We start from the raw sequence: 24,617 nt of genomic DNA on the forward strand, positions 1-24,617 counted from the left end.
ACAACTGCTGTACCTGCGCTACCTACGGGTTTGCCACAAATAGGAACGCCATAATGACTGCGAACAAGACCATCCTGCGCGCCCTTGCGGGCGAAACCCTGCCGACGCCGCCGATCTGGATGATGCGGCAAGCCGGGCGCTACCTGCCCGAGTACCGCGCGACCCGGGCCGAGGCAGGCGATTTCCTGTCGCTGTGCTACAACCCGGAACTGGCCGCCGAGGTGACGTTGCAACCGATCCGCCGCTATGGTTTCGACGCTTCGATCCTTTTCGCCGACATCCTGCTGGTGCCGCAGGCGCTTGGCGCCGATCTGTGGTTCGTCACTGGTGAGGGGCCGCGTCTGTCGACGATCACCACCAAGGCCGAGATGGAAGCGCTGAAACCAGCGGACGCCATTCACGACCACCTCGCCCCGATTTACGAGACCGTGCGCATCCTGTCGCGCGAACTGCCCGAAGAGACGACGCTCATCGGTTTCGCAGGCGCGCCTTGGACGGTGGCGACCTATATGATCGCGGGCAATAGCACGCCGGATCAGGGGCCAGCCCATGCGCTAAAGGACGAGAACCCCGAGGTGTTCGATGCGCTGATGGAGCGGATCACGCTGGCGACGATCGAATACCTCGACATGCAGATCAAGGCGGGAGCCGAGGTGGTAAAGCTCTTCGACAGCTGGGCCGGATCGCTGGAAGGCACGGATTTCGACCGCTATTCGACAGAGCCGCTGCGCCAGATCATCAGCGCGTTGAAGGCGCGTCATCCGGGCGTGCCCGTGATCGCCTTTCCGCGTGGAGCCGGGGCGCGCTTCGCCAATCTACATGCCGCCACCGGGGCGGACTGTATCGCCGTCGACGACGGCGTGAGTGCAGAGTGGGTGGCCGAACATGTGCAGCCGCATGGCTGTGTGCAGGGCAACCTGAAGTCCTCGCATATGGTGTCAGGTGGGGATGCGCTGGTGCAGGAGACCCGGGCGATTTGCGATGCGCTGTCGAAGGGGCCGCATATCTTTAATCTGGGGCATGGGATCACGCCGGATGCGGATCCGGAGAATGTGCAGTTGATGATTGATACGGTGCGCGGGACGCGGGGCTGAACACCCGCGCTAAGAGATGAGGGCCATCGCCTGCCCGCGGGTTGGCGATGTCACGTTGGTTCATACCACTTTATGGTTCAACCATGATGTGTGTCCGACACGGGGCGCCCAGACTAACCAAATCGCCTACCCGTCCGGGCGGGCAGGCGATGGCCCGGCGCCTGCGGCTTGATTCCGGGCCAAGGTGGTAACCGTCACCGCTCGGTCTCGCCGAGACTTGGTTCCGGGACTAAGTTCTGCTTACACCCACTTCGCCATCGGCGGCAGGCTCATCAGAACCGCATCCGGATCATGCCCCGTCTCCAGACCAAACTTCGTCCCCCGGTCATAGACAAGGTTATACTCAGCATAGATCCCCCGGTGGCGCAGTTGCACGTCCTTGTCGTCCATGTCCCACGGCATCTCGCGCCGTTTGTCGACCACGGGCACATAGGCGGGCAGGAACGCGCGACCCACATCCTGTGTCAGCGCGAAATCCGCCTCCCAGTCGCCGCTGTTGCGGTCATCGTAAAAGATGCCACCCACACCCCGCGCGCGTTTGCGATGGGGGATGTAGAAATACTCATCCGCCCAAGCCTTCAACTCATCATAGAGCGTGGCCCCATGCGGGTCGCAGGCGGCCTTCATCTCGGCATGGAAATGGTCGGTGTCCTCGTCATACTCGATACAAGGGTTCAAATCCGCACCGCCGCCGAACCACCATGCATGGGGGGTCCAGAACATGCGGGTGTTCATATGCACCGCCGGCACATGTGGGTTTTGCATATGCGCAACTAGGCTAATCCCAGAGGCCCAGAAACGCGGATCTTCGGCCATGCCGGGCAACCCCTTGCGCGCGGCCATGGCGGCCTGCGCCCGCTCGCCCAACTCGCCGTAGACGGTGGAGATATTCACGCCCACCTTCTCGAACACACGGCCCCCGCGCATGACGGACATCTCACCGCCACCAGCGTCCGACCCATCGGGGGCAGTGCGGGTGGTGTTGCTGACCACGAAACGCCCGGCCTCTTCCTCGCCCACATGACGCGCTTCGATGTCGTGAAACGCCTGAACGATGTCATCGCGAAGCTTGCGGAACCAATCCGCCGCGCGTGTCTTTTGGTCTTGCATGTCGTCGGTCATCTCTGGCCCGCCTTTCTGTTATTCCATCGCTCCGCCGCCAAGGATCAGACCTTCGTGTTCGGCCATGTAAATCCGCAGCCAAGGCGTATATGCATCGGGATGCTGCGCAAGGTCGGCATGTAGATCGCCGAGGGTGATCCAACGCGTCGCCATCACCTCATCAGGATTTTCCGTAATCGTCAGATCCGGCGCGGCATGGGCGAGATAGACCTCGACCACCTCATGCTCGATCAGCCCGCCGCCGACATCGGCACGGTATTCGACCCGGCCCCGATGCTGCAAGGCCAGCCCGGTGATCCCCAACTCTTCGTCCAAACGCCGCGCGGCGCAGTCCTCGGGCGGCTCATCCCAATGCGGATGCGTGCAGCAGGTGTTCGCCCAGAGACCGGGGGTGTGATATTTGCCAAGCGCGCGCTGCTGCATCAGCAGCTTGCCGTCGGAGATGACAAAGACCGAAACCGCCATATGCCGCAAACCGCGTTCATGCGCGGCGAGCTTTTCGACCGGTTGCAGGGTGCCGTCGACCCAGGCGGGGACCATGATCTCCATCAGATGCGGCTTACCGTTGTGTTCATCTCACCCTCGGCGCAGAAGAAATTCACCGGCAGTTATCGGGGGATTTCCCCCTAGTCTCAACCGCTAACCGGCCCGCCCTGCGCCCGTGCTACCTTTTGGCGCAGTGAACATCCTTTACCCCTTCGCCCCAAACGCTAGATTCAAGTCAGACTGACAAAGGAACTCACAATGAACATGCGTATCGCGTCGATCTTCGCCATCTGCCTTGGGGCCACGCCCCTTTGGGCGGAAAGCCATGCCTCCGGTGACGCCGAAGCCGGGGAAAAGGTCTTTCGTAAATGCAAAAGCTGCCACATGATCTCGGATGATGAGGGCAACGATATCCAAAAAGGGGGCCGTACGGGGCCGAACCTTTATGGGATCTACAACCGCGTGGCGGGTTCCGTCGAAGACTACCGCTATGGCGATTCCATCGTGGCTGCGGGCGAGGCCGGGCTGACATGGGACGAAGAGAGTTTCACAGGCTACGTCGCCGACCCCAAGGGGTTTCTGGCCGAGTATCTTGATACGAAACGGGCCAAGTCGAAAATGTCTTACCGTCTGAGAGACGAAGAAGACGCGAAAGACGTATGGGCCTATCTGGTCTCCGTCGGGCCGGAAGTGACCGAGACTGATGAAGCGGCAGAGGCGACCGAGTAATCTGCGCATTCAGCGCAATGCGAAAGGGGGGCCATTTGCCCCCCTTTTTGTTTCGGATCAGAAGCAGTCGCGCAGCAGCTGCGTGACATTCTCTTTGGTCAGTTCAATCGGGTTGCCGCCACAGCTTGGGTCTTGCAGGGCCGAGGCCACCAGTGCGTCGATGTCGGGGTCGGTCACGCCAAGGGCAGTCAGCGAGCTGGGAATGTTCAACTCTTCATTCAGCTTGCCGACGAAATCGTAGAACCCGTCAAAGCCGCCCACGATATCGAGATAGGCCGCCGCCTTGGCTAGACGCTCCTCGATTGCGGGGCGGTTCATGCGCAGAACCGGCTGCATGACAACGGCGTTGGTGGTGCCGTGATGCGTGTGATGCACCGCGCCAATCGGGTGGCTGATGGCATGGATGGCGCCCAGACCCTTTTGGAACGCTGTGGCGCCCATGGCGGCGGCGGACATCATATGGCCGCGCGCCTCAAGATCACTGCCATCGGCATAGGCGCGGGGCAGGTATTCCTTGACCAGACGCATCCCTTCCAGCGCCATGCCTTGGCTCATCGGGTGGTAATGCGGCGAGCAGAAGGCTTCGAGGCAGTGGGCGAAAGCATCCATCCCAGTGCCTGCGGTGATCATCGGCGGCATGCCGACGGTCAGTTCCGGGTCGCAAATCACGACGGCGGGGAGCATCTTGGGGTGGAAGATGATCTTTTTCTCATGAGTCTGGGAATTGGTGATGACGCTGGCGCGCCCCACTTCCGAGCCTGTGCCGGCGGTCGTCGGCACGGCCACGATGGGCGCGATGCCGTCGGCGTCGGCGCGGGTCCACCAATCGCCGATGTCTTCGAAATCCCACAGGGGGCGGGTTTGGCCCGCCATGAAGGCGATGACCTTGCCCAGATCGAGACCGGAGCCGCCGCCGAAGGCGATCACGCCGTCATGGCCGCCGTCGCGGTAGACCTTGATGCCCGCCTCGGCGTTCATCTCGGTCGGGTTCGGGTCAACGTCCGAGAACATCGCGCGGCCCAGACCTTCGGCCTCCATCAGGTCCAGTGTGGACTGGGTGATCGGCAGATAGGCCAGCCCCTTGTCGGTGACCAGCAGCGGCTTCTTGATGCCCGCAGCGGCGCAGGCCTCGGCAATCTCTTTAATCCGGCCTGCGCCGAAACGGATGGCGGTGGGGTAAGACCAATTGGCAGTCAGGGACATGTCTCAGGCTTTCTTGAGGTGGTAAGATTTAGGGCGTGTCAGCGCGTGATAGCCCAGTTCAGACAGGCCCGCGCCGCGCCCGGTTTGCTTGCAGCCGGTCCAGCACAGCGCCGGGTCCAGATAGTCGGCACGGTTCATGAAGACGGTGCCGGTTTCCAACCGCTGGCCGATGGCCTCGGCAGCCTCGGCATCGGCGGTAAAGATCGCGGCGGTCAGACCGAATTGGCTGTCGTTCATCAGCGCAATGGCCTCTTCATCGTCCTTGACCGGCATGATGCCGACAACGGGGCCAAAGCTTTCGTCACGCATGACGCGCATCTCATGGGTCACATCGGTCAGCACCTGCGGCGTCAGATAGGCACCGCCATCGTCGGCGGGCATTCTATCGATATGCGCCTTGGCACCTGCCGCCACGGCCTCATCAATCTGCGCGCGAACCTCGTTGGCGAAACGTACATTGGCCATCGGCCCAAGCGTCGTGGCCTGATCCAGCGGATTGCCGAGGTTGAGGTTATTCACCCATGCCACGGCCTTTTCGACAAAGGCGTCATAGAGGCTTTCGTGCACATAGATCCGCTCGATCCCACAGCAGCACTGGCCCGCGTTGAACATCGCCCCGTCCATCACGCCATCGACTGCCGCGTCGAGGTTGGCATCGGCCCGGACATAGGCAGGGTCTTTGCCGCCAAGCTCGGTGGCGACACCGGTGAAAGTGCCCGCCGCGGCGCGTTCCATCGCCCGACCGCCGCCGACAGAGCCGGTGAAGTTGACGAAATCAAAGGCGTTGTCGGCGATCAACGCCGAGGTGGTGTCATGGCTCAGCACGACGTTCTGGAACACATCCTCGGGCACGCCAGCGGCGCGGTAGGCATCGGCGAGGTGTTCACCGACCAGAATGGTCTGCGAGGCATGCTTCAGGATCACCGAATTGCCCGCGATCAGCGCAGGCGCGATGGTGTTGTTCGCGGTCATGTAAGGGTAGTTCCACGGCGCCACGACGAAAACCACGCCATGCGGCTCGCGCATGATCTTGCGCGAAAAGGCGTCGCTGTCTTCGATCACATTGGGTGCCAGCGCATCGGCGGCGATCTTGGCCATGTGGCTGGTGCGTTCCTGCAAGCCGCCGAACTCACCCCCGTAGCGCACTGGGCGGCCCATCTGGTGGGCCAGTTCCTCGGTCATCCGGTCGGTGGAATTCTCAATCTCTTTCAGCGCGGCCATCACCAGATCGACACGCTCCTGCAAGGGCCGCGCGGCCCATGCCTTTTGCGCGCGGCGCGCGCGGGCAACAGTGTCTTGCGCTGCTTCCGTGCTCAGGGTTTCGCGCTCCGCATAGACCGAACCGTCAATCGGAGAGATACATTTTACCGTCGTCATTCTCAGGCCCTTTCAAAGCCGCGGGCGATTTCCCAATCGGTCACCACCCGGTCATATTCTTCCTGCTCCCATTCCGCCGCGCGGGTGTAATGGGTCACTACATCTTCGCCCAAGACCTCGCGCAGGAACGTCGAGCCGCGCAGGGTCTCGGTTGCTGCCCGCAGGGTCTGGGGGATATCGACAGCGTCGGACTCGCCATAAGCATCGCCGCGTGTGGGCGGGGCAAGCTCCATCTTGTCTTCGATCCCTTTGATTCCGGCAGCCAGCATGACCGTCTGCGCCAGATAAGGGTTTAGGTCCGATCCGCCAATACGGCATTCGACCCGCACGCCCTTTGTCCCTGCCCCGCAAAGGCGGAACCCCGCGGTGCGGTTGTCGACGGACCAGACGGTCTTGGTCGGGGCGAAGGTGCCTTTGGCGAAGCGTTTGTAGCTGTTCACATAGGGGGCGAGGAAATAGGTATATTCCGGCGCATAGGCGATCAGACCGGCCATATAGTGGCGCATCAGATCGGACATGCCCAACGCGCCCTCGCTGTCAAAGAAAGCCGCTTCGCCGTCTTTCCACAGCGACTGATGGACGTGGCTGGAAGAGCCGACGCGGTCCTTATGCCACTTGGGCAGGAAGCTCGCCGCATGTCCCTGCTGCCAAGCGATTTCCTTCACCGCATGTTTGGCAATCGTGTGGTAATCGGCGCAATCAAGCGCCTGTGAATAGCGGATGTTGAGCTCTTCCTGACCGGCCTCGGCCTCGCCCTTGGAGTTCTCAATCGGCAGACCGGCGGCGAAGAGATGGTTGCGCAGCGGGCGCATGACGTTCTCTTCCTTGGTGGTCTGAAGGATGTTGTAGTCTTCGTTATAGCCGCTGATCGGCGTGAGGTCGCGGTAGCCGCCCTTGCGGATCGCGTCAAAGCTCTGCTCGAAAAGGAAGAACTCCAGCTCGGTCGCCATCATGGCATCGAAACCCAGTTCCTTCAGCCGCGCGATCTGTTTCTTGAGCATGGCGCGCGGGGAATGCGGCACCGGCTGGTGCGTATCGTGATCCAGCACGTCGCAAAGCACCATCACCGTTCCCTCCAGCCACGGCACCGGGCGGATCGTGTCGAGGTCGGGCTGCATCACATAGTCGCCGTAACCCGTCTCCCACGAGGTGGAGGCAAAGCCTTCGGGCGTGGCCATCTCAAGGTCGGTGGCCAGCAGGTAGTTGCAACAATGGGTTTCTTTATAAGAGGTCTCGACGAAGTTGACGGCATGGAAGCGCTTGCCCATCAACCGGCCTTGCATGTCCACAAGGCACGCAAGAACCGTATCGACGGATCCTTCTTTGACCAGTTTTTTCAGCGCGTCGAATGTCAGTGTGCCGGGCATGTTCTGTCCACTTCAGGGGGTAAGGCGGGGGCGCAGGCAGCGCGCCCCCGGTTGTCGGTTCAGCCGTTGGTGTAGGGCGGACCGGCTTTGTTGATGACTTCGTTATAGTCGCGGAAGATCTGCACGATCTTGGCGTGCACTTCGCCTTCCTCGGCGATCTCTGTCCAGAAGTCCTTGGCCGCGTTTTCAACCTCGGCCCATTCGTCGGCAGGCACGGTGCTGAGCTTGAGCTTGTCGCCCTGCGCGCGCAGACGCGCCTCGCCGCCCCAGTACCACTGGTTGCGGTAGGTGTGGCCCGCTTCGATCCCCGCCATGACCAACTGTTTGAGGTGATCCGGCAGATCGGCCCACTGCTGCTGGTTGACGAAGAACGACCCGATCCAAGCACCCGAGATGTTGTTGGTCAGGAAGTAGTCGGTCACATCGGCCCAGCCGACGGTGTAGTCCTCGGTGATGCCGGACCACGCCATGCCGTCGAGCTCGCCTGTTTGCACGGCGACTTCGGCGTCCTCGTAGGGAATGTTCACCGGCACCACGCCGAACTTCGACAGGAAGCGGCCCGCGGTGGGGAAGGTGTAGAGCTTCAGACCGTCCAGATCGGCGACCGATTTGATCTCTTTGGTGGTGTTGAAGTTACAGGGGTCTTGGCCCGCAGCCGACAGCCATTCAACGCCGACCTTGGCATATTCCTCTTTCCAGATTTCGGCCAAGCCGTACTGGTTGAACAGCACCGGCACGTCGAGAATGTGCTTGGTGGCGAAGGGGAAGTAGCCGCCGAATTGTTGCAACGGCGTGGGCGAGGCCATGGAGTCGTCATCGGAATGCACCATGTCGATGGTGCCGCGCTGCATGGCTTGGAACAGCTCACCGGTGGGGACGATCTGGTCGGCGTAGAACAGTTCGATCTCCATCTCGCCATTGGCGGCGGCATTGATGTAATCGACCGCCGGTTTGGTCACCTGCTCACCCAGAGCGGCGCCGGCATAGGTCTGCATGCGCCATTTGATCGGCGCTTGGGCATGCACGATGGAGGGCGCGGCGAGGGCCGCAGGGGCGGCGACGGCGGCCCCGGATAGAAACTTTCTGCGAGTGGTCATACGTCTCTCCTTTGTTGAAATATCAGGCCGTCTTTGCGCGGCTCTCATTGTTATTTGTCGTAGATGTAATCGGGCAGCCATGTCGCGATCTCCGGGAAGACCATGACGAGTATCAGCGCCAAGACCATCACCAGCACGAAGGGCGTGATCGAGGCGTAGATGTCGCGCAGCGTGATCTCTGGCGGGGCCATGGCGCGCATCAGGAACAGGTTATAGCCGAAGGGCGGCGTCATATAGGCGATCTGCGTGGTGATCGTGTAAAGGATACCATACCAGATCAGATCAAAGCCCAGCGCACCGACCAAGGGCACATAGAGCGGCGCCACGATGACCAGCATCGCCGTATCATCAAGGAAGGTGCCCATGATGATGAAGCTAAGCTGCATCATGATCAGGATCATCCAGGGGCTGAGGTTCATCTTTTCGGTGAACAGGCTCTCAATCGCTTTCACCGCGCCCAGCCCGTCAAAGACCGCGCCAAAGGCGAGGGCGGCGAGGATGATCCACATGAACATGCAGGTGATGCCCAAGGTGTTGCGCACGGAGTTCTCGAAAACCTCGCGGGTCATGCGGCCCTTGAGCACCGCTGCAAAAAACGCCGCCGCCGCCCCGATGGCCGAGCTTTCGACCAAGCTGGTCCAACCGTTGACGAAAGGCACCATCATCACCGCAAAGATCACCAGCGGCAGGATGCCCGCCCGCAGAAGGCGCAGTTTCTCGGCACGGGGAATGTCGCGATCCTCGGCTGAGAGGATGGGACCAAGTTCGGGATTCATCCGGCAGCGGATGACGATATAGGCGATGAACATCGCTGCCATCATCAACCCCGGGATGACCCCGGCAAGCCACAACTGCCCCACCGGCTGCCGCGCGATCATCGCGTAAAGCACCAGCACGACCGAGGGCGGCACGAGGATGCCAAGGCTCGACCCCGCCTGGATCACCCCCGTCACCATCCTTTTATCATAGCCACGTTTCAGCAGTTCCGGCAGCGCGATGGTCGAGCCGATCGCCATGCCCGCCACGCTGAGCCCATTCATCGCCGAGATCAGCACCATCAGGCCAATCGTGCCAATCGCCAGCCCGCCGCGCACCCCGCCCATCCAGACGTGGAACATGCGGTAAAGGTCATCGGCAATGCGGCTTTCGCTGAGGACATAGCCCATGAAGATGAACATCGGCAGCGTCAGCAGCGGATACCATTTCATCAGTTTCATCGCGGCGGCGAAACCGATGTCATAGCCGCCCTTGTCGCCCCAGAGCAGCAGCGCCGAGACCACGGCGATAAAGCCGATGGCGCCAAACACCCGCTGGCCGGTCAGTAGCATCAGCATCATTGACGAGAACATCAATGTCGCAATCATTTCATAGGACATCAGATGGCCTCACCCTTGAGCCGCAGCACGTCTTTCGCGAGCTCGGACAGACATTGCAGCAGCATCAGAAAGATACCGACGATCATCACGACCTTGATCGGCCAGAGATAGGGACGCCATGCGGAACTGGATTGCTCCATATGGCCAACCTCTTCACTACCGGTGATCAAGTCGCCGAAAAAGCTGAACGGCTCGGTCCCCCAGTAGCCCAGCGAATAGGCGGTAGAGCTTACCGCGCCATAGAGCAGCACGCAGAGATAGAAGATCAGGAAGAAGACGGTAAAGAGGTCAAACCACGCTTTGCGGCGCAGCGACCAATCGCCATAAAGGAGGTCCATCCGCACGTTCGACCCCAGTTGGATCGAATAGGGACCGCCCAGAATGTAATAGCCCACCATGACGAACTGCGCCATTTCCAGCGTCCAAAGCGAGGGGACGAAGAAGGCTTTGCTGACGGTGGACCACAACAGCACCCCCATCAGGACAAATATGCCATACATCATGATCCGCCCGATCCGCCGGTTCATCGCATCGATGCCCCGGATATAGCCCCGGATGAACCTCATGGTTTGACCTCCTTCATCTCGGGCCGAGCCATGGCGGCACGGAGCCAATTGCTGATCATCTCGGCCATCTGCCGCTGTTCGGCTTCGGTCGTGATGAGGTCATTACGGATCTCTAGCATGACATGGGGATGACCATGGGCCAGCCCATGTTCTTTCAGCGTATGGGTCACCCCGTCCTGCGGGCCGTAGGGCTCATTTCGTTCGACATTGAGATCCGTGAACTCCGACGCCACCGCGAGCATCGCATCGGCAAGGCGCGTGTCGCTGTCGTGGAGAATGCCGATCTCAACGTTGCGCGGTTTGCCGTGGTAGATCGGCGTGAAACTATGCACCGTGACGATCGCGGGCGCATCGACCCGTTTGATCGTCGCCGCCAAAGTCGCGCGGAACGGTTCGTAATAGCGCGTCACCCGCTCGGCTCGGCCCGCTTCATCAAGCGCGGCATTGCCGGGGATCGCGAAAATCTCGCTCTGCGCGGGCATCGCGCCGGGGGCTTCGGGCGGGCGGTTGCAGTCGTAAACCAGACGGGAAACCCGCCCTGCTACCAGCACTGCATCCAGATCTTGCGCCATCGTGCGGGCCACGCCCAAGGCGCCGGGGTCCCAAGCCACATGGCTTTCGCGGGCCGCGGCATCCAGCCCAAGGCCGTCGTAGTAGGCCGGTATCTCACGCGCCGCATGTTCGCAGACCAATACCAGCGGGGCCTTGGCCCCGGCATTGATCACCTCGACGACTTCATTCGAAAGATCTAACTGTTCTGACACCCTGTCCCCCTCAATTAGTTCAAACCTCATTCGGGCGGGGGGCTTCTGTCAACAGAATAATGTCAAATTTATTACAACGCCGTTCAGTTTGTGTTATTACTCGTCAAAAGAGGGGCATCCATGGCTGAACCGACGCTGACCATTTCCGACCGTATCCAGCAAGAGTTGGACCGGCTAACCCGTGCGGAACGGCAGCTCGCCCATTCGATTCTGGAAAACTACCCCGCCTCCGGCCTAGGCCCGCTGACGGCGCTGGCGAAGGATGCCAATGTCTCAACCCCCACCGTGGCGCGGATGGTGCAAAAGCTGGGGTTCAAGGGCTATCCCGAATTTCAGAACGAGCTGCGCGAAGAGCTAAAGGCCAAGGCCAAGAACCCCATCGCCAAACATGACAACTGGACCGAAGGCGCGCCCTCGGGCCATGTGTTGAACCGGTTCACCGATGCGGTGATCGACAACATCCGCCACACGTTGGGCCAGATCGAGCCTGCCACCTTCGACCGCGCCTGCGCCATGATCGCCGATACTGCGCATCCGCTCTATATCGTGGGCGGGCGCATCACCCATGTCATGGCCGAATATCTGTTCCTCCACGCCCAGATCATCCGCCCCCGAGTGACACATATCCAATCTACATCAAACGCTTGGCCGCATTACCTGCTGGACGTGGGGGAAGGCGATGTCTTCGTCATTTTCGACGTGCGCCGCTATGAGAACAACACGCTGAAACTGGCGGAGATGGCCCATGCGCGGGGTGCCAAGATCATCCTCTTCACCGACCAATGGCGCTCTCCGGTGCATAGCCTTGCCGATATCTGTTTCTCCAGCCGGATTGTCGCGCCCTCGGCTTGGGACAGCGCGGCGGCCACGCTGCTGCTGGTAGAGAGCGTGATCTCGGCCATGCAAGACATCAACTGGGCCGATACAAAGGACCGCGCCGAACGGCTGGAAGACATGTTCGACCAGACCCGTTTGTTCCGCAAATTCACCTAAGCCCCCAGCAAGCAACGCCTTGTCATAAAGGGTATTGGCTTGCCCAAACCCCGCCAGTCGTCTATGGCCAGCACGCCGGGTGTGGTGTCCAGCGCGGTGCCGTGACACGCGCCAAGGCCGGAGGGGGACCGACCATGCGTGATGAAATCTTTTCGCCCAGCGAACTTGAGCGCCATTATGACCTCGCGCCATCGCCAGCGCTGGCGGCTGAAATGGCCGATATCTACGCCCGGATGGACCGCGTGATCTCGCCCCCCGACTGGGCCATCCACGCGCCCTATGTCGCCGCGATCAACAAGCTCAAGAAAGAGCGCAACGCGGTCATCCTCGCGCATAATTACATGACGCCCGACATCTACCATGGCATCGCGGATTTCGTCGGCGACAGCCTGCAACTCGCCATCAAGGCGACCGAGGTTGAGGCCGATGTCATCGTGCAATGCGGCGTGCATTTCATGGCCGAGACCTCGAAAATCTTGAACCCCGCGAAAACCGTGCTGATCCCCGACATGGAAGCGGGTTGCTCGCTGGCCGAAAGCATCACCGCCGAGGGCGTGGCGCAGATGCGCGCGCAATATCCCGGCGCGCCGGTTGTCACTTACGTCAACACCACGGCCGAGGTGAAGGCGGCGTCGGACATCTGCTGCACCTCGTCGAACGCGGCGCAGATCGTGGCTGCGCTTGAGGCAGAGACGATCATCATGACGCCGGACAAATACCTTGCCCAGAACATCGCCAAACAGGTGCCGCAAAAGCGCATCGTCTGGTGGGACGGCGCCTGCATCGTGCACGAACGCTACACCGCAAAAGATATCGCCGACTACCGCGAGTGGAACCCCGACACCCGCATCATCGCGCATCCGGAATGCCCGCCCGACGTGGTGGCGGAGGCGGATTTCTCCGGCTCGACCAGCGGGATCCTCGACTATGTGCACCGCGAAAAACCCGCCAAGGCGATGTTGGTCACCGAATGCTCCATGGCTTCGAACATCGCCGATGAATTGCCCGAGGTCGATTTCGTCGGTCCCTGCAACATGTGCCCCTACATGAAGAAGATCACGCTGGAAAAGGTGCTCTGGTCGCTGCACACGATGTCCGGCGCCGTCGAGGTAGAGGCCGAGGTTGCCAGCAAGGCGCGGGTGGCCGTGCAACGGATGATCGACCTCTCCCGCGAACTCGGCCTCTGAAGGGCGCGCGCGTGGAGCAGATCACAACCGGCAGGATCATCATCGTTGGGGCCGGTCTGGGCGCGCTCTATGCCGCTCTTTGTCTTTCGCCGCGCCCGGTTTTGCTGATCTCGCCCGATCCTTTGGGGTCTGGGGCCAGTTCTGCTTGGGCGCAGGGCGGCGTGGCCGCCGCGATGGCGCAGGCCGACAGCCCCGAGGCCCATGCGCTCGACACCATCAAAGCGGGGGCGGGCACGGTCGAGCCGCGCGTCGCCGCCACCGTAACGGATGAGGCCCGGGCCCATATCCTCGCCCTGACGGATTTCGGCACCGCCTTCGACCGCAGCGCCGATGGCGGCTATGTCATGTCGCGCGAGGCCGCACATAGCTTTGCCCGCGTCGTGCGCGTGCAAGGCGATCAAGCGGGGGCCGAGATCATGCGCGCCCTGATCGAAAAGGTGCGCGAAACACCCTCGATCCAAGTGCTCGAAGGGGTGCTAGCCCGCGGTTTGGAAAGTGACGGCACCAAGGTCACCGGGGTCGAGGTCGAACTGGCCCGGCCCGAAGGCTCCGCCCCCGTGATGCTGCGCGGCGCGGGGGTCTTGCTGGCGGGCGGCGGCTCTGGCGGGCTTTATGCGCTGACCACCAACCCGGCCCGCATTCGCGGGCAGGTGATCGGCATGGCCGCCCGGGCGGGCGCGCTCATTGCCGATGCTGAGTTCGTACAATTCCACCCGACCGCCATCGACTGCGGCGAAGACCCCGCGCCCTTGGCGACCGAAGCACTGCGCGGGGCCGGGGCCCATCTGATCAACCGCGAAGGCGCGCGTTTTATGGAGGCGGTTCACCCCCTTGCCGAGCTTGCCCCGCGCGATGTCGTGGCCCGCGCGATCTTTGCCCAGACCCAAGCGGGGCTGCGCCCCATGCTCGACACCCGCGCGGCCTTGGGCGCGGCGGTGCTGACCGACTACCCCGCCGTCGCAGCCGCTTGCGCGCGCAATGGCATCGACCCGGTAACCCAGCCCATCCCCGTCGCCGCCGCGGCGCATTACCATATGGGCGGCGTCGCGACGGATGCGCATGGCCGCTCAAGCCTCACTAGGCTCTGGGTCTGCGGAGAGGCGTCTTCGACCGGGCTGCACGGCGCGAACCGTCTGGCCTCCAATGGGCTGCTCGAAGCGCTGGTCTTTGCCCGCCGCGCGGCGCAGGACATGCTTGAGGAATGCGAGGCGGGCGGTGATGATGTTGTGAAGCTGCCGGAGTTGTCTGCTGGCGAGACACCGAACGAGACCCTCGTCACCCGTCTGCGCCAAACCATGACCGCAGAGGTCGGCGTGCTGCGGGATGCGGCGGGCTTGCACCGCGCCTTGACGGCCATCGCCGAGATTGAAGCGGCGCAACCCGATTGTGCCCAGTTGCAAAACATGACCGCCACCGCGACGCTGATCGCCGCCGCCGCCCTCGCCCGGCGCGAAAGCCGGGGCGCGCATTGCCGCACGGACTATCCCGAAACACGCCCCGAAGCCGCCCGCAGCTTCATGACATTGGCCGAGGCCACCGCCTACCGCACCAACCCCGAGGACGCCTGAAGATGACCACCGCCCTGCCCGACCTGATCCTTGAGCCGCTGGTCCGCGCCGCCTTGATGGAAGACCTCGGCACCTATGGCGATGTCACGACCCGCAGCGTGATCCCCGAGGGCACGACCTATACCGCCCGGCTGCGCGCCCGCGCCGAGGGGGTCGTTTCTGGCATGCAGATCGCGCGGCTGGCCTTCCACCTTGTCGACCCGACGCTTGAGGTGCGCACGCTGAAGGAAGACGGCAGCAGGATCGCCAAAGGCGACACGCTGATGGAGATCGAAGGCTCCGCCGCCGCGATCCTCTCGGCGGAACGTGTGGCGCTGAATTTCGCCGGGCGGCTCTCGGGCATCGCCACCCTGACAGCGGCCTGCGTGGCCGAGACGAAGGGCACCGAGACCCGGATCACCTGCACCCGCAAAACCACGCCGGGGCTGCGCATGGTCGAGAAACAGGCGGTACTGCACGGCGGCGGGTTCAACCACCGCTTCTCCCTCTCCGACGCGATCCTGATCAAGGACAACCACATCGCCGCCGCCGGGGGCATCCGGCCTGTGTTGCAGGCGGTCAAGGCCAATGCCTCGCATATGATCCGGGTCGAGATCGAGGTCGACACGCTGGCGCAGCTTCAAGAGGTCTTGGACGAAGGCGGCGCGGATGTGGTGCTGTTGGATAATATGGGTACGCCGACGCTCTCGCAGGCGGTCGAGATGGCACAGGGGCGCATCGTGCTGGAGGCTTCGGGCAACATGACCCTGCCGCGCTTGGCCGAGGTCGCGGCGACGGGGGTGCACTATATCTCTATGGGCGCGCTCACACATTCTGCGACAACGCTGGACCTTGGGCTGGATTTCTGAACCAACTGGGGCAAAGATCGCGCAACCAGCGAAGGGAGCCCGCCATGTCCGACCTTACCATCCGAACCGTAAGAGACCATGACCGCGCCGATTGGGAGCGGCTTTATCAAGGCTATGCCGAATTCTATAAAGTCGAGCAGACGCCGGAGATGCGCGCGCGGGTCTGGTCTTGGCTGCATGATCCGCTGACCGAGGTCGAAGGGCTGGTCTGCGAAGATGCCGAAGGGCGGGTGATCGGACTGACCCATTTCCGGCATTTCGCCCGACCGCTTGCTGCGGCGACGGGCTGTTTCCTCGACGATCTTTTCGTGGCCCCCGAAGCCCGCGGCAGCGGGGCTGCCGATGCGCTGATCGGAGAGGTGAAAAAGATCGCCCAGAAACGCGGATGGAGCCTTGTCCGCTGGATCACGGCCGAGGATAACTACCGCGGCCGTGGTGTTTATGACAGGCTGGCCACCCGGACCAACTGGGTCACCTACGACATCAAGCTGTAGGGTCCGGCGCTTTCTTGGGCGTCTCGGGATCGGTCGGCTTTTCCGGTTCGGTCACCAGTTCCGCTTCTTCGATATCCTCCGTCCGCGTGGTCAACGCCCCCTCTGTCGGCGTCGTTTCCGGCGCGCCCACGATCAGAGGCAGCATTTGAACACCGCTCGGCATGGCAACTTCCGAGAGCGGCGGAGTTTTCCATTCCAGGGTGTCAAAGCTCTTGCAGTTTTCGCAGATCGGAACCCATTCGGCATGGATGTGGTGGCAGTTCTCGCAAATCCACTGCGGCCCGCGTGAGACGTTCAGCGCGCGTGTCAGCCAGCCTTTGACCACGGTGTCCGGCGCGCCCTCGCCCCGCTCGATCGCCGCCATCAGGGTGACGGACCGGGCCGAAGGATCGGTCTCAACCAGATTGCCAAGCGCCCGGCGCGCTTCGGGGAAGTCTTCGTTGGCGATGTGCAGTTCGGCCAGCAGCATCTTGGTCTCGGGATGGTCGGGCTGAGATTTGGTCAGCGCGCGGAACCTTTTGATCCGCTGGGGCGGTGTCTCATCCGGCTGAATCTCGGCAAAGGCGGCGGCAAGATCGGGGTGCGGCTGCACGCTCCACGCTTTTTGCAGCACTTTGGAAGCATTGCGGGGCTTGTCCTGCGCGATATAGCTGCGCGCGGCCATCACGGCGGCGGGCACCAGATCAGGCGACAGGCGGTTGGCTTCAATCGCGGCCTCGCGGGCCTCGACACTGTTGCCCTCGTCGATGACCTCGCGCGCCTCGGAGAGCGCCAGCACCGCATCGCGGCGTTTGTGCACATCGCGTGGCAGATGGCCGTTTTTGTACTTGGCCTGCAAGGTGCCGCGCGCACCGGTCCAGTCATGCTTTTCGGCCTGCAACTTCAGCAGCGTATCGCCGGTTTCTTCGTGTTTGGGCTTCAGCGCGAAGGCCTTCTCGGCCAGCTTCAGCGCTGTATCGGTATCCCCGTCAGCCAGCTTTTGCTTCATGATGCCACGCACGCCGACGAAACGGGTCTTTTCGTCTTCGACCAGCTTGCGGTAGGTCCGCTCGGCTTTGCGGCGGTCCCCCGCCAGCTCCGCCGCCTGCGCGGTCAGCAGATTGGTCAGTGCCGGGCGTTTGAGATAGCGGTCGGCCTTGGCCGCCTTGGCCATCGCGACCTGTCCCTCGCCGCTGGCCAACGCCATCAACCCGTCCGACAGCGCCTCATAGCCCTTACGCTCACGGTTGCGGTCAAAGTAGCGCGACAGCGCCGTCTCATCGCCATTCAGGAAATGCCAGACCGCCGAGAGCAGCGACACGATCTTGAGCAACACCCAAACCGCAAGCATCAGCAGCAAAACGGCGATCACCGATTGCAACGGTCCAAGGGTATATTCCGTGCCCGCCACGGTCAGTTGAATGCCGCCTTCGCTTTCCAACAGGAAACCCGCGCCCCAAGCCAGAGCGGCGACCAGCACGACGAAAAGAACGATTTTAATAAGAGACCAGAGCATTTTTCGTTCCTCAGTTGGCCGTCAGGCGTTGGGAGAGTTCATTGGCGGCGGTTTCAGCCGCCTGACGCCCGCGGGCATCGGCGAGCCATTCCGCCATCGCATCCTGCGCGGGGGCTGGCAGCGTGTCGATCTCGGCCAGCGCATCGGTCAAACGGCCATCGCGCACCGCCGCTTCCGCGCGAGACAAGACAGCATCGGCATCCGTCCCTTCGCGCGGCGCGACCGAGCGAGCACCCAGTTGACGTTTCAGGAAGTTGCCAAAGCCGCCTTCGCCCTCTTCCGGTACGGCGGCACGGGCGGTGGCCAGCGCCTCCCGCGCGGCATCGGGATAGCGCGCTTGGAGATTGGCGAGGGTGACGACACCGCCCGCGGCGCTTTCACGCAGGGTTTCGGGTATGTCCTCGACCCCGGCCTGCTGCAACTCGGCCAGCGGCGCTTCGAAGGGGCGACCGGCGCTGATCGCGGCATTCATCTGGGTCATCGCGGTCTGGGCACGGGCCGCTTCCGCTGCGGCGGCGGTTGCTTCTTCGGCGGTCTGGGCGTTGTCCAGCAGGCTCTCGATCTCGCTGCGCTGTTCGGCGACAGAGGCGCGCAGGGCTTCCATCTCACGCTCAAAAGCCGCGACCGCGACTTGATTGTCACCGCCGGTGGCGGGCTGCTTTTCAACCGTGGTGAGGCGGCTGTCGATCTCGGCCAATTGGCTTTGCAGCGCCGAGAGGGCCTCGCGGCTGGCGGTCAGTTCCTCGCGCAGCGCGTCGACCTGCGGCAGGCTTTCCGGAAGGGTGGCAGGCTCTTCAACGCGGGCTTCCAGTTCCGCGATGCGGGCCTGCTGCGCTTCCATCGCGCTCTGCAATTCTGCCGCGCTTTGTGCCCGGGTGCCCAAGACGTCATATTCCGATGCGGCAAAGCCGAGGCCCGCAGCGATGGCACCCCCGAGCAGCATAGGGAAGAACACGCTGCGCTTACGCTCTTTCGGGGCAGGCTCAGGGACCGAGGTCGATGCAGGTGAGGACGTCGGTTTGGACGTGGCAGCGCTTGGCTTTTCAGCCTTTTCCGGCGCGGGTTTGGATGAGCTACCGCTCGGCTTAGACGCGGCCGCCGAGGCGCGTGAGGGCGCGGGATCAGCGGCCGGTTTGTCCTTGGGTGCAGCGCTGGTGGCGCTTGTCTTGGGATCGTCCTTGGGCGAAGCCGTCTGGGGCTTCGTCTCTTTCGCCGGTGTGGCACTCTCGGGCTTGTCTTTAACGGGTGTGGCGCTTTCGGGCTTGGCCGGGGCTTTGTCGTCCGGTTTGGCCGCAGCGGCGGGCTTCGCTGTCGTTTTATCCGTTGTGGGCGTGGTGCTGGGTGTTTTTGATGGGTCGGCCTTGCCCGTTTCGGTTTTCGGCGCGTCGGGTTTTGCCGTCTCCGCCCCCTTACCATCGGTCTGGCTGGGCTTCGCGGCCTCGGCCCTCTCTGCCGTGGTCGCCTTGTCCGCCGCGGGAGGCGTCTGATCGGCTGTGGTCTTGTCCGCTTCGCTTTTGCTGACCGTCTTCTTGGGTTTTGCCACGCCTCACGCCTTTCGATTCTGAACCTGTCATTCACTCGCAATGGCGAGCTTACCCGGCATACCTATGCCCCTCAAGGCAAGGTGGTGCAGCGGAATAGTTTTTCAACGGCCTCTGCCATGGCCTCGCCGGTGGGTTCTGTGGCGACATCATGCGCGTAGAGCGGCATAGCTTCAAGCGCCTGAGCGGCGGCGCGGCTGATCGACATGGCGATGACCCGTTCCGTCGAAGCGGCCTCGCGGGCGAAATGCTGCGCGCTGCGCGGAGAAAACAGCGGCACGATGACAGGGTCAGGGCCCTTTAGAAGGGTCTGCGCGGCGGTGGAGAGCGGCAGAAGAGCCTGGTCATAGACCGTGGCGGTTTCCACCTTCAGACCTGCGTCGCTTAAAATTCCGGCAATATCTGCCCGCCGGTGCCGCCCGGCAAGGTGCAAGAGCGGGCCGATCTGGGGGCGTTCCGCCAAGGTCGCGATCAGCGCCTCGGCATCCAGCCCGACCATCTGCGCTTGCCAGCCCGCTTTGCCCGCCGCCGCCGTGGTCTGCGGGCCGACGCAATAGGCAGGCCGCCCCTCCCCCAAAGGCGCTTGGGCCACGGCATTGGCCGAGGTAAAGATCACCCCGGCATAGGGCGAAAGATCGACAGGCTCACCCGTCGCGGTAATCTCGATCAGCGGAGAGATCACGGCCCCGTCGCGCAGCGCAGGCGAAAGCCGATCCAGAAACTGCGCGGCACCGGGCTGGGGACGTGTCAGAAGCAATCTAGGCTGCGGCATCGCAAGGCTCCGGCATTGTTTGCGCGTGAGAGCGGTGTTACCTGCGGTACAGGTGCCTTGCAACGGAAAGCCCCCATGCCCTCTACCCAGTCTCAGACCCGCTTGATCCTTGGTTTGGAAAGCAGTTGCGACGATACCGCCGCCGCCGTGGTGCGCATGGAGGAGGACGGGCGCGGCAAGGTGCTGGCCTCGGTCGTGGCGGGCCAGACCGAGTTGCACGCCGACTTTGGCGGCGTTGTTCCTGAAATCGCCGCCCGCGCCCATGCCGAGAAATTGGACCACTGTGTCGAGGATGCCTTGGCCGAAGCCGGGATCGGCCTGCCGCAGATCGACGCCATCGCGGTTACCGCCGGGCCGGGGCTGATCGGCGGCGTGGTGTCGGGCGTGATGTGCGCTAAGGGGCTCTCGGCGGCGACGGGCAAACCGCTTTACGGGGTGAACCACCTCGCGGGTCACGCGCTGACCCCGCGGCTGACCGATGACGTGCCCTATCCCTATCTGATGCTGCTGGTCTCGGGCGGGCATTGTCAGTTTCTACTGGTACGCGGGCCCGAAAGCTTCGACCGTCTCGGCGGTACCATCGACGATGCCCCGGGAGAGGCATTTGACAAGGTCGCGCGGCTGTTGGGCCTGCCCCAGCCAGGCGGACCGTCGATCGAAAAATGCGCCCAAGAGGGCGATGCGAAACGCTTTGCTCTGCCGCGCCCCCTGCTGGATCGCGAGGGCTGCGACATGTCCTTCTCGGGTTTGAAAACCGCTGTGCTGCGCGCGCGCGACAAATGCGTGGCAAAGCGTGGCGGGCTGACGCGGCAGGATCAAGCGGACCTCGCGGCAGGGTTCCAAGCCGCCGTGGTCGATGTGCTGGCCCATAAAACGCGCCGCGCCTTTGCGGAGTATCCCGCGACAGGCGCGCGGAGCCTTTGCGTGGCGGGGGGCGTGGCGGCAAACAAGTCCATCCGTGCCGCGTTAGAGACTGTTGCAGCAGCGCAAGAGGCCGCCTTCGTGGCGCCGCCGCTGGCGCTTTGTACTGACAACGCCGCGATGATCGCCTTCGCGGCGGGAGAGCAGGCCGCCCTGCGGGATGCCGATGACCTGACCCTCGCTGCGCGGCCCCGCTGGCCGCTGGACACCGCGCGCCCGTCGATGCTGGGCAGCGGCAAGAAGGGGGCCAAGGCATGAGCGTCTCCGTCCTCGGCGCAGGGGCATTCGGCACGGCGCTGGCCATTTCGCTTGCGGGCAAAGGGCCGGTAACACTCTGGGCGCGTGACGCGAGGGATATGGCCGCGCGGCGCGAGAACGCCAAACGCCTGCCCGGCTGCCCTTTCCCCGAGACGCTCAGCGTGACCGAAAGTCTTGCCCAAGCGGCCGAGGCCGAGACCCTTTTGCTGGCCGTGCCCATGCAAAAGCTGCGCAGCGTGTTAAAGGAACATCGCGCAGCGCTTCACGGGAAACATTTGGTCGCCTGCTGCAAAGGCATCGAACTCAGCAGCGGCGTGGGGCCGGTCAGCGTGATCGAAAAAACCATTCCCGAAGCCACCGCCGCGATCCTGACAGGGCCCAGCTTTGCCGCCGATATCGCACGGGGCCTGCCCACCGCCCTGACCTTGGCCTGTGCAGACCCTGCGGCGGGCGAACAGCTGCAAGCGGAACTCACCACGGCGAACCTGCGGCTTTACCGCACCACGGATACCACCGGCGCGGAATTGGGCGGGGCGCTGAAAAATGTCGTCGCCATCGCCAGCGGGGCCGCGATAGGGGCCGGATTGGGCGAAAGCGCCCGCGCCGCGCTGATGACCCGCGGCTATGCGGAAATGCAACGCCTCGCCGCCCATCTACAGGCCGAGCCGACAACGCTGGCCGGGCTTTCGGGCTTTGGTGATCTCACGCTGACCTGCACCTCTGAGCAATCGCGCAACTACCGTTTGGGGCAATCGCTGGGCCAAGGCACCCCTTTTGACCCGTCGACCACGGTCGAAGGGGCCGCGACCGCCCGCGCCGTCGATGCGCTGGCGCGCGAAGCGGCGCTCGATATGCCGATCACCCGCGCGGTTGCCGGATTGCTCGACAACCAGTTAGATGTGGCTGGTGCCATGAAATCTTTGCTGACCCGCCCCCTAAAGGAAGAATGATATGCTTGTTGCCCTGATCGCCCATGACAAAGCCGATGGCCTGCCGATCCGTCAGGAAAACCGGCCCGACCATTTGGCCTATCTAAAGTCCAGTGATGCCGTGGCACAGGCTGGGCCGCTTTTGGATGCCGAAGGCGGCATGATCGGTTCGCTCATCATTCTGGACGTGCCCGATATGGCCGCAGCCGAGGATTGGGCCGCGAATGACCCCTACGCCAAGGCCGGCTTGTTCCAAAGCGTGACCCTGACCCATTGGAACCGGGTGATCGGCTGATGGCCTATTGGTTGTTCAAATCCGAACCCGCAACTTGGAGCTGGGCCGACCAAAAGGCCAAGGGCGACGCGGGCGAGGAATGGGACGGCGTGCGCAACTATCAGGCGCGCAATTTCATGCGTGAGATGAAGGTTGGCGACCTCGGGTTCTTTTACCACTCGCAGAAAGATCGTGAGATCGTCGGCATCGTCGAAGTCTGCGCCGAGGCTCATCCCGACAGCAGCACCGATGACCCGCGTTGGGAATGTGTGGACATCAAAGCGGTGCGGTCGTTCAACCAGCCGGTCAGTTTGGATACGATCAAAGCGGACCCAAGGCTGGAGGACATGGTTCTGGTGAAGAATTCGCGCCTATCCGTGCAGCCTGTGACCGATGCGGAATGGCAGCTTATCTGCGCCTTGGGCAAGACCGCGCCCTAATACCGGCGCGGCCACTGGAAAAACGAAAAAGGGTTCCGGCACCCCGCCAGAACCCTTCTCACCCCATGTGCTCCCATAACCACCACACATGTTCGTAACTCTTACCAGCCGCTCTGGCCGATATAAGAGAGATAGCAGAAACCGGGGATTTACTCAACTTTCGACTGTGTCAAAGCCCGCGCAAAAACGAAACGCGCGCTTAACCAAGCGCGCGTCTGAGGTAAGGTTTTAGTAGGGTTTCCCACCGCCCTTCAGGCGTAGACGGACTCTTTGCCGAAGTGTTTGACCAGCATGTAATAGACCACCGCGCGGTACTTGTTTCGCTCAGACCGGCCATAGGTCTCGATCACTTTTTGAATGCCGCCCATGAGATGCTCATCATCCGGCAGGCCGAGTTTCTTGATCAGGAAGTTGTCCTTTACGGTGTTCAACTCAGCCGTATCGCTGGAAGACACCGTCTGCGCGTCGGCGTTATAGATCGACGGACCGCAACCGATGGTCACCTTGGTCAAAAGGTCCATATCCGGCTCCATGCCGCATTTGTTCTTCAGGTCTTCGGCGTATTTGGCGATCCATTCGTCACGCTTGCCCATAAAATCTCTCCCAATAGTGTCTTCGGCCCGTCAGGGGTTCCTGAGGCCGGAGCCTAAGGCCATATCCCTGTATTGCAAAAGATTTATTTCGGGGGCGGTGGGCTGACCCCGGAGCCGCCAGAAAAAGAGGCGCCCGAATTGGGCGCCTCTCAGTCAGGATATCGGCTGTCGCTTAGGAGGCGTCGTCAAGGCGGACGTCGTCTTCCAGACCTTCGATGTTTTCTTCATCGACTTCCGGCTGGGCTTCCAGCTCGGCTTTGGTCCAAGAGCTCAGCTTCAGGTCGTTCTCGGCTGCCATGGAGATTTCCTCAAGCGGTACGGCGACGGTGTGTTCGCCAAGGCCGAGGAAGCCGCCCACGCCAACAACGGCGGCATAGCCATCGTCGGTCTTGATGACATAGTCGACGTCACCAATGCTGTCGCCATCGGCTTCGACGACGGTCAGGCCGACCAGATCACCCACGACCATGCCGGAGAATGCGTTGCTCATGCCGGTGTCGGTGCGTGTCACGTCTGTTTCCATGTCCGCTTCGGTGTTGGAAGCGACATTCTCATCCAGATCGGTTTCGGCTTCGCCTTCGATCTCGGCTGTGGTTTCATTGTCGAAATCGGCATCTTCGTCGGCGGCCAGATCGGTGTCAGTCTCGGTGGTGACGGTGCCGCTGGTGTCGGTGCTCAGGGTCGAATTCGACTCTGAATCGGCGTTTCCGGCCAGATCCGCTTCGGCATCGGTTGTCGGCGTCACGCCATCGGTCTCGGCGGTCAGTTCCGCTTCGTTGTCGACTTCGGTGTCACCTTCGAACTCTGCGCCCTGGGTCGGTGCGGTCAGCATTTCGTCGGTGGTGTTGGGGTCGTTCGTCCCCTCATAGTCGTCGGAATTCTCGCGCGACATTTCGGCGGTCTGCTCGGCCTGCTTTTCAACAGTGGCGGTCAGATCGTTGGCGGTGTTGGTAACGCTTTCGCTCGAAACTGTGGCTTCGGCATCTGCCGCGGCACCGGCTTCGGTGTCGGCGGTTTGTGCGAACGCGGTGCCCGCAGTCAGTGCAAGGGCGGCGACGGTGGACTTCAGGAATGTACGTTTCATCTTCGATACTCCTTTTGAATGGTCTGGGGATGAAACACC

Annotated in this window: 25 protein-coding genes; 11 read left to right on the top strand and 14 right to left on the bottom strand. The window is 62.6% G+C overall.

The features are described 5' to 3' along the window. Positions 1-53 precede the first annotated feature (53 nt). Positions 54-1,094, top strand: a complete 1,041-nt coding sequence (gene hemE, locus ACGYLO_RS01565; protein ID WP_271688675.1) for a uroporphyrinogen decarboxylase — start codon at positions 54-56, stop codon at positions 1,092-1,094. A 240-nt stretch (positions 1,095-1,334) separates the two neighbouring features. Here hemE and hemF read toward each other — a convergent pair whose 3' ends face one another. Both hemF and idi read right to left on the bottom strand, forming a co-directional pair. Then, positions 1,335-2,216 (bottom strand): oxygen-dependent coproporphyrinogen oxidase, encoded by an 882-nt coding sequence (gene hemF / locus ACGYLO_RS01570; RefSeq protein WP_209216943.1) that lies wholly within the window; start codon positions 2,214-2,216, stop codon positions 1,335-1,337. Between the two features lie 18 nt (positions 2,217-2,234). After that, entirely contained in the window at positions 2,235-2,765 is a 531-nt protein-coding gene (gene idi / locus ACGYLO_RS01575) for an isopentenyl-diphosphate Delta-isomerase (RefSeq protein ID WP_271688674.1), read from the bottom strand. A gap of 195 nt (positions 2,766-2,960) precedes the next feature. Between idi and ACGYLO_RS01580 the strand changes: the two genes are divergently transcribed. Continuing rightward, positions 2,961-3,431: a cytochrome c family protein gene (locus ACGYLO_RS01580; protein ID WP_271688673.1), complete on the top strand. Its 471-nt coding sequence runs from the start codon at positions 2,961-2,963 to the stop codon at positions 3,429-3,431. A 57-nt stretch (positions 3,432-3,488) separates the two neighbouring features. Here ACGYLO_RS01580 and ACGYLO_RS01585 read toward each other — a convergent pair whose 3' ends face one another. The 7 genes from ACGYLO_RS01585 to ACGYLO_RS01615 are packed head-to-tail and all read right to left on the bottom strand — an operon-like array spanning position 3,489 to position 11,181. Further along, the gene (locus ACGYLO_RS01585; RefSeq protein ID WP_271688672.1) at positions 3,489-4,634 is read right to left on the bottom strand and encodes an iron-containing alcohol dehydrogenase; all 1,146 of its coding nucleotides are present in this window, start codon (positions 4,632-4,634) and stop codon (positions 3,489-3,491) included. A gap of 3 nt (positions 4,635-4,637) precedes the next feature. Next, positions 4,638-6,011, bottom strand: a complete 1,374-nt coding sequence (locus ACGYLO_RS01590) for an aldehyde dehydrogenase family protein (protein WP_271688671.1) — start codon at positions 6,009-6,011, stop codon at positions 4,638-4,640. Between the two features lie 2 nt (positions 6,012-6,013). Next, positions 6,014-7,378 (bottom strand): glutamine synthetase family protein, encoded by a 1,365-nt coding sequence (locus tag ACGYLO_RS01595; protein ID WP_271688670.1) that lies wholly within the window; start codon positions 7,376-7,378, stop codon positions 6,014-6,016. Positions 7,379-7,437: 59 nt separating this feature from the next. Continuing rightward, entirely contained in the window at positions 7,438-8,475 is a 1,038-nt protein-coding gene (locus ACGYLO_RS01600) for a TRAP transporter substrate-binding protein (protein WP_136720278.1), read from the bottom strand. Between the two features lie 50 nt (positions 8,476-8,525). Beyond that, a complete protein-coding gene (locus tag ACGYLO_RS01605; protein ID WP_067268276.1) occupies positions 8,526-9,851 on the bottom strand; it encodes a TRAP transporter large permease subunit in 1,326 nt (441 codons plus the stop codon). Continuing rightward, positions 9,851-10,417: a TRAP transporter small permease subunit gene (locus ACGYLO_RS01610; RefSeq protein WP_271688669.1), complete on the bottom strand. Its 567-nt coding sequence runs from the start codon at positions 10,415-10,417 to the stop codon at positions 9,851-9,853. The genes ACGYLO_RS01605 and ACGYLO_RS01610 overlap by 1 nt, the downstream gene beginning before the upstream one ends. Further along, entirely contained in the window at positions 10,414-11,181 is a 768-nt protein-coding gene (locus ACGYLO_RS01615; RefSeq protein WP_271688668.1) for an N-formylglutamate amidohydrolase, read from the bottom strand. Before ACGYLO_RS01615 ends, ACGYLO_RS01610 begins: the two co-directional genes overlap by 4 nt. A 120-nt stretch (positions 11,182-11,301) precedes the next feature. Between ACGYLO_RS01615 and ACGYLO_RS01620 the strand changes: the two genes are divergently transcribed. The 5 genes from ACGYLO_RS01620 to ACGYLO_RS01640 all read left to right on the top strand — a co-directional run bounded on the left by ACGYLO_RS01620 (position 11,302) and on the right by ACGYLO_RS01640 (position 16,271). Then, positions 11,302-12,174: a MurR/RpiR family transcriptional regulator gene (locus ACGYLO_RS01620; protein WP_067268280.1), complete on the top strand. Its 873-nt coding sequence runs from the start codon at positions 11,302-11,304 to the stop codon at positions 12,172-12,174. Between the two features lie 134 nt (positions 12,175-12,308). Further along, positions 12,309-13,361 carry a quinolinate synthase NadA gene (gene nadA, locus ACGYLO_RS01625; protein ID WP_271688667.1) on the top strand — a complete coding sequence of 351 codons (1,053 nt, stop codon included), beginning with the start codon at positions 12,309-12,311 and terminating at the stop codon, positions 13,359-13,361. An 11-nt stretch (positions 13,362-13,372) separates the two neighbouring features. Next, positions 13,373-14,929, top strand: a complete 1,557-nt coding sequence (locus ACGYLO_RS01630) for an L-aspartate oxidase (RefSeq protein WP_271688666.1) — start codon at positions 13,373-13,375, stop codon at positions 14,927-14,929. A gap of 2 nt (positions 14,930-14,931) precedes the next feature. Continuing rightward, positions 14,932-15,777, top strand: a complete 846-nt coding sequence (gene nadC / locus ACGYLO_RS01635; RefSeq protein ID WP_271688665.1) for a carboxylating nicotinate-nucleotide diphosphorylase — start codon at positions 14,932-14,934, stop codon at positions 15,775-15,777. A 44-nt stretch (positions 15,778-15,821) separates the two neighbouring features. Then, positions 15,822-16,271, top strand: a complete 450-nt coding sequence (locus ACGYLO_RS01640) for a GNAT family N-acetyltransferase (protein WP_067268284.1) — start codon at positions 15,822-15,824, stop codon at positions 16,269-16,271. On the opposite strand, the gene ACGYLO_RS01645 is transcribed toward ACGYLO_RS01640, so the two are convergent. From ACGYLO_RS01645 to ACGYLO_RS01655, 3 genes are all read right to left on the bottom strand, one after another. Continuing rightward, positions 16,261-17,766, bottom strand: a complete 1,506-nt coding sequence (locus ACGYLO_RS01645; protein WP_271688664.1) for a heme biosynthesis protein HemY — start codon at positions 17,764-17,766, stop codon at positions 16,261-16,263. The genes ACGYLO_RS01640 and ACGYLO_RS01645 overlap by 11 nt on opposite strands. Positions 17,767-17,776: 10 nt before the next feature. Beyond that, positions 17,777-19,309: a hypothetical protein gene (locus ACGYLO_RS01650; RefSeq protein WP_271688663.1), complete on the bottom strand. Its 1,533-nt coding sequence runs from the start codon at positions 19,307-19,309 to the stop codon at positions 17,777-17,779. Between the two features lie 71 nt (positions 19,310-19,380). Then, complete coding sequence (locus ACGYLO_RS01655) at positions 19,381-20,079, bottom strand: uroporphyrinogen-III synthase (RefSeq protein WP_271688662.1); 699 nt, start codon at positions 20,077-20,079, stop codon at positions 19,381-19,383. A 75-nt stretch (positions 20,080-20,154) separates the two neighbouring features. Between ACGYLO_RS01655 and tsaD the strand changes: the two genes are divergently transcribed. The 4 genes from tsaD to ACGYLO_RS01675 are packed head-to-tail and all read left to right on the top strand — an operon-like array spanning position 20,155 to position 22,901. Next, complete coding sequence (gene tsaD, locus ACGYLO_RS01660; protein ID WP_271688661.1) at positions 20,155-21,258, top strand: tRNA (adenosine(37)-N6)-threonylcarbamoyltransferase complex transferase subunit TsaD; 1,104 nt, start codon at positions 20,155-20,157, stop codon at positions 21,256-21,258. Then, positions 21,255-22,208, top strand: a complete 954-nt coding sequence (locus ACGYLO_RS01665; RefSeq protein WP_271688660.1) for an NAD(P)H-dependent glycerol-3-phosphate dehydrogenase — start codon at positions 21,255-21,257, stop codon at positions 22,206-22,208. The genes tsaD and ACGYLO_RS01665 overlap by 4 nt, the downstream gene beginning before the upstream one ends. Before the next feature lies 1 nt (position 22,209). After that, a complete protein-coding gene (locus tag ACGYLO_RS01670) occupies positions 22,210-22,482 on the top strand; it encodes a YciI family protein (RefSeq protein ID WP_271688659.1) in 273 nt (90 codons plus the stop codon). Continuing rightward, positions 22,482-22,901, top strand: coding sequence for an EVE domain-containing protein (locus tag ACGYLO_RS01675; protein WP_271688658.1), 420 nt, complete (start codon positions 22,482-22,484; stop codon positions 22,899-22,901). Before ACGYLO_RS01670 ends, ACGYLO_RS01675 begins: the two co-directional genes overlap by 1 nt. A gap of 251 nt (positions 22,902-23,152) precedes the next feature. On the opposite strand, the gene ACGYLO_RS01680 is transcribed toward ACGYLO_RS01675, so the two are convergent. Both ACGYLO_RS01680 and ACGYLO_RS01685 read right to left on the bottom strand, forming a co-directional pair. Further along, positions 23,153-23,494: a DUF2853 family protein gene (locus ACGYLO_RS01680; protein ID WP_209216928.1), complete on the bottom strand. Its 342-nt coding sequence runs from the start codon at positions 23,492-23,494 to the stop codon at positions 23,153-23,155. Positions 23,495-23,666: 172 nt separating this feature from the next. Beyond that, on the bottom strand, positions 23,667-24,578 hold the full coding sequence (locus ACGYLO_RS01685) for a PRC-barrel domain-containing protein (RefSeq protein ID WP_276154355.1): 912 nt from the start codon (positions 24,576-24,578) through the stop codon (positions 23,667-23,669). Positions 24,579-24,617: the final 39 nt, after the last annotated feature.

The sequence above is a fragment of the Sulfitobacter sp. 1A13353 genome (assembly GCF_043557255.1).
Taxonomy (GTDB): Bacteria; Pseudomonadota; Alphaproteobacteria; order Rhodobacterales; family Rhodobacteraceae; genus Sulfitobacter; species Sulfitobacter faviae.